Annotated in this window: 9 protein-coding genes and 2 pseudogenes; 1 reads left to right on the top strand and 10 read right to left on the bottom strand. The window is 40.7% G+C overall.

What is annotated here, in order from left to right; translation table 11 throughout:
- Positions 1-75: 75 nt before the first annotated feature.
- From OGM16_06015 to OGM16_06000, 4 genes are all read right to left on the bottom strand, one after another.
- Positions 76-1,449, bottom strand: coding sequence for an extracellular solute-binding protein (locus OGM16_06015; GenBank protein ID UYJ47797.1), 1,374 nt, complete (start codon positions 1,447-1,449; stop codon positions 76-78).
- A gap of 174 nt (positions 1,450-1,623) precedes the next feature.
- Entirely contained in the window at positions 1,624-2,511 is an 888-nt protein-coding gene (locus OGM16_06010) for an AraC family transcriptional regulator (GenBank protein UYJ47796.1), read from the bottom strand.
- Between the two features lie 174 nt (positions 2,512-2,685).
- Entirely contained in the window at positions 2,686-2,997 is a 312-nt protein-coding gene (locus OGM16_06005; GenBank protein ID UYJ47795.1) for a hypothetical protein, read from the bottom strand.
- A 169-nt stretch (positions 2,998-3,166) separates the two neighbouring features.
- Positions 3,167-4,456, bottom strand: a complete 1,290-nt coding sequence (locus tag OGM16_06000) for an IS4 family transposase (GenBank protein ID UYJ47794.1) — start codon at positions 4,454-4,456, stop codon at positions 3,167-3,169.
- Positions 4,457-4,722: 266 nt separating this feature from the next.
- On the opposite strand from OGM16_06000, the pseudogene OGM16_05995 reads away from it, so the two are divergent.
- Positions 4,723-5,719: pseudogene (locus tag OGM16_05995) on the top strand (transposase).
- A gap of 157 nt (positions 5,720-5,876) precedes the next feature.
- Here OGM16_05995 and OGM16_05990 read toward each other — a convergent pair.
- The 6 genes and pseudogenes from OGM16_05990 to OGM16_05965 all read right to left on the bottom strand — a co-directional run bounded on the left by OGM16_05990 (position 5,877) and on the right by OGM16_05965 (position 13,237).
- Positions 5,877-7,058, bottom strand: a complete 1,182-nt coding sequence (locus tag OGM16_05990; protein ID UYJ47793.1) for a transposase — start codon at positions 7,056-7,058, stop codon at positions 5,877-5,879.
- Between the two features lie 292 nt (positions 7,059-7,350).
- A pseudogene (locus OGM16_05985) lies at positions 7,351-7,571 on the bottom strand (formate/nitrite transporter family protein).
- 503 nt (positions 7,572-8,074) lie between these two features.
- Positions 8,075-8,776 carry a response regulator transcription factor gene (locus OGM16_05980; protein UYJ47792.1) on the bottom strand — a complete coding sequence of 234 codons (702 nt, stop codon included), beginning with the start codon at positions 8,774-8,776 and terminating at the stop codon, positions 8,075-8,077.
- Positions 8,769-10,739: a DUF4118 domain-containing protein gene (locus OGM16_05975; GenBank protein ID UYJ47791.1), complete on the bottom strand. Its 1,971-nt coding sequence runs from the start codon at positions 10,737-10,739 to the stop codon at positions 8,769-8,771. The genes OGM16_05980 and OGM16_05975 overlap by 8 nt, the downstream gene beginning before the upstream one ends.
- A 408-nt stretch (positions 10,740-11,147) precedes the next feature.
- Positions 11,148-11,795, bottom strand: a complete 648-nt coding sequence (locus tag OGM16_05970) for a TrkA family potassium uptake protein (protein ID UYJ47790.1) — start codon at positions 11,793-11,795, stop codon at positions 11,148-11,150.
- Positions 11,796-11,893: 98 nt separating this feature from the next.
- Positions 11,894-13,237: a Trk family potassium uptake protein gene (locus OGM16_05965; GenBank protein ID UYJ47789.1), complete on the bottom strand. Its 1,344-nt coding sequence runs from the start codon at positions 13,235-13,237 to the stop codon at positions 11,894-11,896.
- Between the last annotated feature and the right edge of the window lie 105 nt (positions 13,238-13,342).

The following is a 13,342-nucleotide window of genomic DNA, read 5'->3' as shown; positions in this document are numbered from 1 at the left end:
TATTTTGTAAATTCCCGGAACTCAAAAATGTCCCGGGAATTTACAAATTACTATGAATTATAATTTTTTATATTATTAATTATAATCTTCCATTAATTCATCTACTGTCTTTTCCAGATCCGCAATTGCTTCTTCATTGGTCTTTTCATTTGAAAATACTGCAGCATAAGCATCACCCAATGCGCTCTTTAATCCACTTATGCCTGCAAAGCTTACTGTAGGACGACAGCCATCTTCGATCTGCTGCAGATAACCGGCATAATCATCACCTGTGATGTACTCAGCCTTCTGTCCATCTACAGTAGCAGGAATCTTACCACTGCTCTGCCAGAACATCATCTGATCGTCATGCTCTACAAAGAAGCGAAGAAATTCAACAGCAGCAGCGGCTTCCTCATCTGTAGTATACTCACTAATTGCATAGCCTTCTGTTCCCAGCATAGTTCCAGGATAATCACCAGGAAGTTTGAAAGACCCTAAATTGCCTTTCAAATCTGGATTATTTGCATAAGCAACTCCTAACGCATTAGAACCTGTCATAAACATACTGGTATATCCCATTGCAAAATAGTTTGCTGCTGTAGGATAATCAACTTCTGTAATACCAATTGGAACGATTCCGCCATCATTCATCTTTGTCCATTTTTCAAAAGCATCTGTAAATGTCTTATTATCTGCTTTCAGATCTGTATCCCACTTGCCGTCGGTATCTGTAACACAATCTACACCATTAGACCAAAGATAAGACATAAAACGGCTCTGTCCAGAAGAGTTATTAGAACCTACCATACCAAAGCCCCACTGATCGACTTCGCCATCACCATCTGTATCCTTTGTAAGTGCCTTTGCACACTCAACAAACTCATCCCATGTTTTAGGAATTTCCAAGCCAGCCTCTTTAAAACGGTCCTTCCTATAAATAATAGCCTGAGGCTGCAATGCAACAGGGAAATATGCGATCTCATCGCCCAGCTTGCAGGAATCTAATACACCATTAGCAAATTCTGCCGTCAGATCATCTGGAAGTAAATTAGTCAGGTCTTTTGTCAGTTCCAGATCATGCAGTGTTGCCACGGCATCCGCAGATGTAAAGAAAATCTGTGGGAGATCATCAGGAGTTGTTGCCATTGCAGACAGCTTTGTATAAATATCATTTGTGCTGATCGCCTGAATCTCTACCTTAATGTTAGGATGTTCTTTCATAAATTCATCAGCATAAGAATATACATATTTTCCATGTGGATCCTCTCCTGCATATCCACATAATACAGTCAATGAAACCTCTTTAGAGTCTTTTTCATCAGATGCAGCGCTTGTGTCTGTACTCTCACTTTTACTTGTATCAGCACTTGTTGCAGTACTGTTTCCAGAAGTTCCGCATCCTGTTAATGATGCTGCTGCTAAAACTGCCGCAAGTGCAGCAGATATAATTCTCATCTTTTTTACCATAAAATAGCTCCTCCTTCATAATTGTACTGGCCAGTACCTTTCCGATGCAATTATCTTAGCATACAGATTTCGAACAATCTGTATATATTTTTGCCGTTTTTCACCATTTTTTAGTCAAAAACGCCCAGAACTTTTCTACTCTGGGCGTTTTGCATCTCTTCATAATAAAAATTATCACCTAGCTCGTTCTAACCACGCTTTCATTTCTTTCCGGTATTGCAAAGGGCTTGTTTCCATAATTGTTTTAAATTGACGCAAAAAAGTATTTACACTGTCATACCCGCACTGGCTGGCAATGCTTGTTACACTTTCTTGCGTATTCTCCAAAAGTCTGGCCCCTTCACAAACACGAACACGATTAATATATTTTGTAAGTGGTTGCCCAATGCATCGGCTGAATTCTTTGCTGATGGTTACAGGGTGAAGATAAAATTGTTCACTCAATCCATTTAGGTTTAGATCCTCTATATAATGCTGGTCAATATACTCTTTAATATCATACATTTGCTGGCTCATAGAAGAAACCTCATTTTTATTTCTTTTCAGGTCCCATTGGCGATACAGAATAACTGCAATTTGCGTCACTATACTTTTTTCCACCATTGAACTAAAAGGCATATCCTGTTTTTGTTCATCATACAGAGATTTCAACAGATAAATACATTGATTGAAAACACTGTTTTCTACCTTTTTAAAATATTGTACAAACTCATCAGGAGATGTTCCCTGCCATACTTTGATCAAATCTTCCCCCAGGTTTAATCGCCTGTAGTAACTTGGCTTTACCGCCAGCCCATACCGCAAAAACGGAAGTTTATCTAATCGTCTCATATGATGTTTACGAGAGCCTATGATTAAAATATTACCTTTCTCTACATAATATTTTTTTCCCTCTACGTAATAATCAGCACTTCCGTTTTCTACAAAAAGAATCTCTGCAGATTCATGAATATGGTGCATTTCATTTTGTTCATATTCGCAAGAATGAGAAACATCATAATTTGCTTCGTTCAAAGCTTTAAAATGATCTGGCTCATAATAATCATTAATTTTTACATCCATAACATTGTCCTCATCCTTTCAACTTTCCTTGTATTTTTATTCCATGAACATATTAACATATACTTCTTGCTATGTATAGCAATGCATTTTCCGCAATCAAATAGTTTTTAACAACGCAAAATGTCCGGTATACGTATCTCCGGACATTTTACATTACATATGAAATTATATATTTTATACAGTATAAGAATCTACGGTAACTGTATAAGCACTGTCTCCCTGTACATACACTGTTTCGTTACTTCCCTTGATCGTTACCGTCTTTCCATCTGCATCTTTGATCGTTCCTTTATTTGTGAGCCCTGATAACCGGCTGTCTTTTGTGACGATCCATGTGGATGCGGCATCAATGGACAGATCTGCCGTTCCGCTGCCTCCATTTCCGGCGCAGGACTCATCCTGGATGAAGCCGCCTGTAAGAACGCTTCCCTCTGTCATCTTAAAGTCCAAAGTACTGATACTGTCCCAGATCACATCTCCTTCCATTTTCTGGTTTTCTTAGGCGTTTGCGAAATGCCTAAAGCCGTATAAATACGCAATGTCATTAACTTTAGCAAAGAGCAGAAATCGTAAGCATTTATAAAACTATGATTCCTGCTTTTTGTTTGTATATGGGCATACTTATCCCCTTCTCTTTGTATTCGTATTTTTTAGCTCAGTACGCTCTTTTATGGGTATTCGAATATTTTCCTGCTAATTGCCCTTTCGTTCTGGTATAATGCCGATCAGGACGAATGGGAACAAGATTTTTACTGATATCTTCATATATTTGCTGAAATAACATATTTTTCTTTTGACCATCCGTTTCAAGAAGTATATAAATCAGATCATTTTTTAAGATTCCAATACTAACAGTCTGATTGATCATCATTTTATGTTTTCTGTTCGCTTCTTTCTGATCCAGTTCACGCTCTGCATCTAATATGATATCTTCAACTAAATTGCTCAGATATATAGTGCTGTATATATCTTGTAATAACAGAATAGGTTTTGTTCCTGTAAAATTCTCTAACTGCAACCGACTCTTTAGCGTTTCATACGCAGTCTCTATCCCCCACCTCATATGATATAATTCTTTTATTTCTTCTGTATGAAATTCAGTTTGTGGAAGATTTGTAGCCAAAACTTCTAAACTTCCGTTTTCTAATAGGATTTTTACCATACGCAATGAAATTTCACCTAATTCTTTCATACGTTCTCCATCTGGCGTTCCCTCGTAATGTCTGATTCTTGACTTATCAAGTTTTATTTTAACTAGCTGATCCTTTTCTGTTAAACTGTTTTGCTCTTTTTTGTAATCACTGCTTTTTAAACGTACGATAAATTTAATATCCTTATCCATCATATGTATAAACGCTGGCGTAGAAGGATATCCTCTGTCCATGATAATAATGTAGGGAATGCTGCCTATTGTTTCCGGTATTCGCTCCATCTGTTTTTCGGCCAGGCGCATTTCATTAAATTTCACCTTATTACAGTCACTTTCCAGTATCATACGATTCATTACATCATAAATACAGCCTAATCCTATTTGAGCTTGGGGCTTTGCGTTTTTCCGGCTTGCAGAACCATATAGTTTCAGTGTTTCAGCAGTGGTAGGAATATTAATATCTGAGCCGTCAGCGGCTAATATTAAATGATCTTTATAAGTTGAAAAGGTGGAATCTGCATAAAAGTTACGGTTATGATATTTATATAATTCTAAAAAAGCATCTGGATTAAGTTTCATACGCTGTTTCAGATATCCTGGTTTTGAAATAGACACACCAGGATGAGCAAGTTTCATATAATTTCTCAGTTCCAATGCCAACGTCAGCCCCTTTCTGTTTATCATCGTGAAAAGAAGATCCTGAAGAGGCATTTTTCGAATTCTGGTAAAATAATTTTTATTACCTGATCGGCAAAATGCCTTAAATTCATCAGAAGTCATTTTTTCTATATCCATGAATATACGTTTCTGAGAATGCTTCATGCATAATCACATCCTTTTTTGAGCAGGTTCATGGCTTCTTTTTACAATATAAGCATATCAAAAAAAGCAGAAGATATCTAATCCATTTCGGAATAAATATCTTCTGCTTTTAAGTTAATGACATTGTATAAATACGGCATTTTTTCTTGTTAAAAATAAAATATCTCCTCAAGGTTTATGGTAAAATAGAATTGTCGAGAAACTATCAACCAATCCACCTAAAGGAGATATATACCCACATGATAACATATAAACAGCTCACTTTGGCAGAAATTTTTGAAGACTGTCAGCATAAATTTGACAATGACAAATACCAGTTCCTTTCGCTTTTTGATGAAGCCATTAACCTTGATGAAATTGTTCCTGTTTCTTTTATTTCTCATTTTTATGCCAGCACCGGAAGACCTCGCAAACATCAGCTTTATCCAATGCTTAAGGCACTTCTTATCCAGCGTATTTTCTCAATCCCGACGGACACACTCCTGATCGTATTTCTGAAATATTCCCAGGAACTGCGTGATTTCTGCGGTTTTGATGTTGTTCCGGATGGTTCCAAATTTACACGTTTCAAACAGGATTTTTTATCGGACTTACAATCTATGTTCGATCATCTTGTTGATCTGACCGAACCGATCTGCCAAAATCTTGATCCTGCCCTTGCTTTCATGACAATCTTTGATACCTCCTGGCATTGAAGCATGGGTTACAGAAAACAACCCCAAATATGCCAACCGTATTATCAAGCAGCTAAAGGCTTTCAAAAAATCCCATAACCTTAATGATTCCTATGATCCTTATAAAGCTGCTTATGGCTCTATGCCAACTCATGCGGCTTCCAATCAGGCAATCCAGCAGATGTACATCAATGGACATTTCTGTTACGCCTATAAATTTGGCATTATTACGAACGGGCTTGGTATTGTTCGTGACATCACTTTCTACAACAAGGACTTTCTAAAAAAACATCCTGATATCGTTGTGGGGAAGAAATCAGATTCACCGGATGAGGATAAATCCCTTGCCGATTCGAAAGCACTTCTTCCAGTTTTAATTGACTTTTTCCAGAAACATCCTTTAATAAATCCAAAGACGTTTCTTGGAGATGCTGCGTTTGATGCCACTAACATTTACAAATCCCTCTTTGAAGAAATTGGCTTTCAAAAAGCATTTATCCCTTTAAAAACAAAGCTTTCTGTGGAAGGAACCGACTATACTGTCAATGAAAACGGTATTCCCTCAGGGATTTCGCTTTTAGCACTGTATATTTATAAATAGTGCCCCTCTCACGCTTATTTTCTCTTTTGCTTCCTGAATAGCTGAATGCGCACAACGTCCCCCCTTAGTTAAATTTAGCTCATTTCAAAGCGCCTGTTTTTATTTTCCCACTGACAGACTATCCGCCCTTTTCATACAAGATACTTTTTACTTTTTCCAATAATAGCTCATCACAAAACTTCCGGTTCACACTTTTTCGGCTGATTCCACTTTCTTTAAATCTTTGAATACGGCGATACAGGTATAATTCTCTCATGTTGAAGCCGATGATCATCAGATCAAATATTACTTCTGTTGCTGCATGGCAATAGCAATGTTTTGCGTGATAATACGTTTTCAACTGGTGGAATCCATTCTCTTCTATATCCCATCTTCGGTTCATCATCTCCCATAAAACCCGAGGTTCCCCTTGATCCAGAGTCGTTACCAGCCACATCCGGCGTTCGTTTTCTTTCCAGCTTTCATGATATCGGATCACACGAAGCTTATGGGGACTATTATCTATCTCAAATCCTGAAAGATCCCAGACTTCTATATTCTTTTTTCCACAGGTAAACGACCTTTTTTTCCCCTCATCCCGCTTAAACAGGCTTTCCGCATCCTGAAACAGTTCCCTTCGTTCATCTTTTAGTCGGATCACCGCATCCAGTCCGCACTCTTTTATCGTATTGATAAATGGGGCATTCAGATACAGCGCATCTGCTACGATCACATCTGCGAAATGTCCGTGTCTTTCCTTCAGACGTCTGATCAGCTTTTTTCCTCCTGTCAGTTCTCCTTCATCTTTTTCCGCTCCGTCCCTCGGTTTTAACATTTCCTGGCCCAGGATTACATGTGGCGTTTTTCCTACTGTCATACAGACCACGCTCCGGTGGAAATATTCTGTTTCACCTGCACGGTTTTTCCGGCTAAGGCAGTCCGAACAGGACTTTTTTGTGCTGTTGAACAATTCCACTCCATCGATACCGGCTACAACATATCCACCTATAGTCCCTTCCCGAAATACACGGTTGCTTTTTATGATATCGATCGTCTGGTCGTGGATCTCACGGATCTCATCTGGATCTATCTGGGTAAGAAGGTCACGGACCGCATCAATTTTAGGTATTTTTCCATGTATGCAGTTTTTCAATCGTTTTCCCATACTTTCAGGCGCAGAAAAAACTGTATGAAAACTCTCATACTGCAGCATCAGAAAGAGCAGTGCCGGCATGACGATATTAAATAATGGGATCGTTCTTCTTTTTCTTTTGTCCGATAACCCCTTGATTTTCTCCGGGATTTTATATACACTTTTCATATAAGTTAGCAGCTTCTTTAATGCTAATTTTTCATTAAGGACACCTTCTTTCGTGTTGTTTTGTGGGTAACATAATTATACAATAAAAGGTGTCCTTTTTGATTGCTTATGCAGAAAAAACAGTAACTTTTTATTCAATATGAGAATTCCCCGTTCTGCCAGATGGATCCCTTGCAAAACGGGGAACTTTTTATCTTAAAAGCGAAATCCCTGCAGATTTCTTTATGCCAAAAGATCCCCTTTACCAGCTATTTACCGCCAATAAAGGAGATCTTACATTTCTATATTTCCATTATCCCGCTGCCTTCCCATGCAGATAAAAGCACACACCACCAACCATAACAGCACCGCCAATGATATTTTCAAGAGTAACCGGCAAAAATTAATCATTGTAAAAAAGCCTGCTGGAATATAATACATATTTGCCACGCAATGCTCAAAACCAGATACTACAAAAGCCAGAATCGGGAAGAAGATTGCCAGCACTTTTCCTCCAATATCTTTTACCGCTGCCTTTGCAACAGCTGCATTAATATTCGCCAACACCACTTCTGCCGGCACATTTAATAATGACTGCATTTTATTTTCCTCCGCTTTGTTTCTACAACTCTGTTGCTACAGCTTTATTCCAATTTCTGCTTCACAGCATCTGCCATTTTTTCACAAAATGCCGGGGATAATCATAGCACTGTCTGTCTTCTGGAACAATCAGCTTCTATGAATTAATTGAGAAAAAACATTCATGTATTCTTTTATGTATTTTTTATGCGCTCTTTATATCTGCACTTATATCCTTTTCCTTTCTTTATCTGCTTTTCTTTATAATAAAAATATCCTCAATAAACAAAAGCTTTATGCCTTACATTCACTGAGGATATCTGTTATATGATTTTATTCACACAGGAGGAGATTTTATGCTGATACTTTTTGCATTTACGATCATTTTTATTCTGTTCATCTTTGGTTATTTTGGCATCGACAAACTGGAGCATTACTTTAAAACCCTGAATAAATGATCATTCTGCCTTGATCATGCGGTACCCAATCCCTATGTGGGTCTGTATATACTGCGGGGCATCCGGTTCGCTTTCCAATTTTTTACGTAAAGTTGCCATAAATACACGTAAAGAAGCAATATCATTTTCCCAGCTGCTGCCCCACACTTTCTGGGTAATATAAGTGTGCGTCAGCACCTTACCTGTATTTTTAGCCATCAGGCACAGCAATTTATACTCTGTAGACGTAAGATGCAGCTCCTTATCCCCCATATAGGCACAACCTGCCGCAAAATCGATCCGCAGTCTGCCATTTGTATAAACAGACTCTGCTATCTGGGCTTCGTCATTCATAAGAGCCATTCTCCGTTCCACAACACGCAGACGTGCCAGCAGCTCCTCTACAGAAAAAGGCTTTGTAAGATAATCATCTGCCCCTGCGTCCAGTGCATCTATTTTATCCGTATCTTCGCTTCTTGCACTGATCACAATAATAGGTAAGTTAGACCAGGTACGTATTTTCCGGATCACATCTACACCATCCATATCAGGCAGTCCCAGATCTAAAAGAACTACATCCGGATTGTGGGAGGAAGTTTCTATAACTGCTCCATCTCCAGTCCCGGCAGTCAGGTATCTGTATCCATGGGTCTTTAATGTGATCGTGATCAGATTTCTTACCGGAACATCATCCTCCACAACCAATATCAATGGTTTACTCATTTAATGCCACCTCCTCTGCAGGCAATGTAAATGTAACGACTGCTCCATGGGGAATATTATCAGATATCCATATTTTTCCTCCATGGGCATTAATAATAGATCTGCAAAGCCCAAGCCCAAGTCCTAAGCTCCTGCGGCTGTCTGCCACCTGATCACCGCCAGTATAAAACATGTCAAATACTCTTTCTTTTCTGTCATCCGGGATCCCATCCCCCAGATCACATACAGAAATGATAACCTGGGAGTTTTCTCCGTTTTCTGCCTTTTCTTTCCTCACCCGAACCGTAATATCCGTTCCCTGAGGCGTATACTTTACTGCATTGCCGATCAGATTGATCAGTACCTGGACGATCAGCCTTGCATCCATCTTTGCAAGGATCAGCTCATCTTCCTCTTCTACCTTTATAGTTCTTCCTGTCCGGCTCTGCCCGGTATGTTTTAACGCCTCCCTGATCACCTCATCCACCAGTTCTGCTGACTGTCGGATCTGCATCCGTCCTTCCTCGATGCGGGTCACAGAAAGAAGATTTTCCACCAGATCGATCAGCCACATGGAATCATCATAAATGTCCCCATAGATCTGCCGGCGCATCTGTGCATCCAGACAGCTTTCATTGTAAAGGAGATTATTTGCATTACCTGAAATAGATGTGAGAGGCGTTCTCAGGTCATGGGAGATCGTTCTTAACAAATTCGCTCTTAACTGTTCATTCTTTGCCAGGATCGCAGCCTCCTCCTTTTCCCGGACATTTTTATCATTCTCCAGCGCAAGGGCACATTCTCCCAATATGGACAATAGCACACTGTTTTCAAATGCATCTAACGGCTGTTTCTGGATCATGATACCTACCACACCATAAACAGTACTGTTTACGCGGATCGCCAGATACTGCCTTTTTGCCTGCTTAAAATGGTCTGTTCCTGTTCCGGCATGGCGGTTATTCTCTAAAGCCCATACAGCAGCCTGTTCCTCACAGGTTTCATCTTCAACCAGGATTTCTCCCCCCTGTGGAATGGTGTGCAGAGGCTGTCCCAGTTTTCCATTTTTCACATCATAAATAACTGTTTCTCTTTTCAAAAGTTTAACGATCTGCTGTGCCGTTCCTTCCAGTATTTCTGATTTTCCCTTAGCCTGCTGTAAAAGCTGGTTTGTATCCAGAAGTACTTTCAGCCTGTACGCATCCCTTGCCGCCTGTCCTGCATGCTGTTTCAGCCTTGATGCCAAGGATCCTGTGATCAAAGCTGCAAGAAACATGACTGCAAATGTAAAAGGATAACTCCGGTCATAAGCCCGCAAGGTAAAACGAGGTGCCGTAAACAGGAAATTAAAGACCAGAACGCTGGCTATCGTAGCCGAAAAACTGTAGAACCAGCCTTCTGTTACAATAGAGATCAGAAGTACGCCTAAAATGTAAACGGTAATGATATTGGCATCTGTCAGCTTTAATTTTTCAAACATCCAGCCTGCTGCTGTAGCTGCAAATAAGATGCCTGCACTTTGAACCGCTGCCTTAAGGGAAAAATCATTCTTTTGCGCCAGCCTGTTCCATTTGCGGATTACCTCAGGTCCCATCTGGCTGTCAGGTATGATATAAATCTCCATTTCAGGCGCATGATCGATCAGCTTTTCCACAAGAGATGTTCCTGCAAAAATCCCTTTTTTCTTTGCAGCACTGCGTCCGATCACGATCCTGGTGATTCCTGAAAGCCTGGCAAACTCCGCAATCTGAAAAGAAATGTCATCACCGTAAACTGTTTCTATTTCTGCCCCGGATTGTTTTGCCAGCTTAATATTCTCTTTCAGACGCTCCTGATCCTCTTTTCCCATTTTTCCGGCCAAAGGTGTTTCTACAAATAATGCCGTTAATGTCCCATTAAAAGCCTCTGCCATCTGAGCAGCTGTGCGTATGATCTTTCCATTAGACGGTGAAGATGATAAACATACAAGTATCCGTTCTTCCATTTTTCTTTTCCCCAGGTATTCTGATGCTCTTCTGAAATCTTCTTAGGATCCACAAGGCCTGCAAATGACTAGTGTACTGTATCATTCACTTTCAGCAAAATGACGCAGAATAAATTTTCAATCTGCAAGGCGGAGGAATGAGGCGATGCGGTGGCATCGTCGATTGACGACAACACAGCAGATGGAAATTCAGGCAAGTCATTATGCGAAATGTGAATGATACAGTACACTAGTACATCGTTTTCGAAATAACTATACCACTCACTTGTCTGCGAATCTGATTGCACAGGCCTAAAAGCCTCAGCGTAGCCCGCTACGCCTGCGTTTTTAGACCTGCACACTCAACTCCGCATCCTACGTGATTAGTACAGTTATTTACGAAACGATGTACTAGATTGCAGTATTATGTTAAATATGAAAACACTTCTGGATATCCCTGCTTGCTCCCAGCACCAGCATGGTAGCATCTTTATCCAGTACTGTATCCGGGGTAATAGACATTTCCAGCTTGCCATCGCGTTTTAAAGCCATGATAGTGATGTTGTATTTCTTTCTGATATCAATATTTCCAACTGTCTTTCCCAACCAGTTTTCCGGAATGCTGATCTCAAAGATCGCATGGTCATCCGATAACTGGATATAATCAAAAATATGTTCCGAGCTGTAACGGATCGCTGTCCAGTTTGCCAGCTGTTTCTCCGGATACACGATCTCATCCGCGCCATTGCGCAGCAGAAATCTTGCCTGAACATCCCTTGCAGCCCTTGACACTACCAGCTTTGCACCCAGATCCTTTAAATAGGCCGTTGTTTCCAAAGAGCTTTGGAAATCCCCGCCGATCGCCACGATACACACATCAAAATTTCCAATTCCCAAAGACTGTAAAAATTCAATGTTGGTACTGTCTCCTATCTGTCCGCTGGTGACAAAAGGAAGTACTGCCTCTACGCGGTCCTCCTGCTTATCTATTGCCAGGATCTGATGGTTCAGTTCATATAATTTCTCTGCAATATGTCTTCCAAATCTTCCAAGTCCTATTAATAAAATTGATTTCAATGTGATTTCCTCCTTATTTCTGATCCATCATTTTCATTATTTCGCTTCACTCCCATATTGGTCCCTGCCGCATACGGTACGCAGTGGGGTATGCTATATTATCCCACAGTTATCTTCTCCTGTGGGAACTTTGTCATACTCGACCGCATGCCAGACAGCGCCGCAAACACCAGTGTCAGTCCACCTACACGCCCGCAGTACATTAAAGCAATGAGCACCAGCCTTGCAGCTGTTCCCAGCATGGGTGTTACCCCCAGTGTCAATCCTACCGTTGCAATAGCTGAACCTGCCTCAAAAAGGCTAGTGAGTACCGGAAGCCCCTCTGCATAGCATAAAAATAAGCCGCCAAGGGTACATAATACCACATACATCAGCATAACTACTGCTGCATATCGTACTGTTTCGTTTGGAATACGTCTGCCAAAGCACTGGGCATCTTCTTTCCTGCGAAATACAGCTGCCGCAGAAAGCAATAACACCGCTATCGTAGTCATTTTCATACCGCCTGCCGTAGATCCAGGTGCACCACCAATCAGCATTAACATGACCATTAAAAACCGTCCGCCTTCACTCATCTGCCCGAAATCCGCTGTATTAAACCCGGCAGTTCTTGGCGTTACCGCCTGAAACAGGGATAACCAGAACCGTTCCAGTCCATTTCCCCACTGGGATCCGTGAAACTCCCCAAAATAGAAAATAACCGTAGGTACGATCACCAGTATCAGATCTGTTACCAGTATTACCTTGCTCTGCATCCTGTATTTTTTAAACTGCAGCTTATTTGTCTTTATATCTTCCCAGGTGAGAAATCCCAGACCGCCGGTCAGTATGAGCAATACAATAACTGCATTTACAAGCCCGTTTCCAGCATAATAAGTCAGTGACGAGTACTGCTGTCTAACTCCCATCAGGTCAAAGCCTGCGTTGCAGAAAGCAGAAATGGAATGAAAAACGCCATACCAGATCCCTTTTCCCACTCCAAAGTCCTTTATAAACACAGGCGCCAGCAAAATTGCTCCTAACAGTTCGATCAACGCAATACCCTTCAGGAAAAAGCCTGTAAAACGGACAATGCCGCCTACCTGCGGTGCTGAGATCGACTCCTGCATCAGGCTTCTCTGCATCAGACCGATCTTCTTGCCTGAAACCAAGGCTACTGCAATGGTAATGGTAACAACGCCCATTCCTCCGATCTGGATCAGCAGCAGGATCACCACCTGTCCAAAGCAGCTCCAGTACGTAGCTGTATCATGGACGATCAGCCCTGTCACACAGGTAGCCGATGTAGCTGTAAATAAAGCATCCAAAAATGGCGCACTTCCCGGTTCCCTGGATGCAAAAGGCAGCATTAAAAGCAGCGTTCCCACTAATATAACTGCCAAAAAGCCAAATATAATGATCTGAAAAGAAGATAAGGTCTTCTTTTTAAAAAACAATTCCATTATTTCTCTCTCCTTTTACAATCCCTTCCCAACCATTCATATCATTTCATTATGCCATAATCCCCTCAAAGTTTCTGTTAAAAATAAGGTGCTCTGTATAAAGAT

The organism is Lachnospiraceae bacterium, assembly GCA_025758065.1.
Lineage (GTDB): Bacteria > Bacillota > Clostridia > Lachnospirales > Lachnospiraceae > Enterocloster.
The sequence above is the reverse complement of the archived record's forward strand: the minus strand, read 5'-3'. Positions and strand labels throughout refer to the sequence as shown.

Coding starts and splice junctions, on each gene's coding strand:
- OGM16_06015 (UYJ47797.1), bottom strand. CDS start 1,449: ATGGTAAAAAAGATGAGAATTATATCTGCTGCACTTGCGGCAGTTTTA.
- OGM16_06010 (UYJ47796.1), bottom strand. CDS start 2,511: ATGGATGTAAAAATTAATGATTATTATGAGCCAGATCATTTTAAAGCT.
- OGM16_06005 (UYJ47795.1), bottom strand. CDS start 2,997: ATGGAAGGAGATGTGATCTGGGACAGTATCAGTACTTTGGACTTTAAG.
- OGM16_06000 (UYJ47794.1), bottom strand. CDS start 4,456: ATGGATATAGAAAAAATGACTTCTGATGAATTTAAGGCATTTTGCCGA.
- OGM16_05990 (UYJ47793.1), bottom strand. CDS start 7,058: ATGAAAAGTGTATATAAAATCCCGGAGAAAATCAAGGGGTTATCGGAC.
- OGM16_05980 (UYJ47792.1), bottom strand. CDS start 8,776: ATGAGTAAACCATTGATATTGGTTGTGGAGGATGATGTTCCGGTAAGA.
- OGM16_05975 (UYJ47791.1), bottom strand. CDS start 10,739: ATGGAAGAACGGATACTTGTATGTTTATCATCTTCACCGTCTAATGGA.
- OGM16_05965 (UYJ47789.1), bottom strand. CDS start 13,237: ATGGAATTGTTTTTTAAAAAGAAGACCTTATCTTCTTTTCAGATCATT.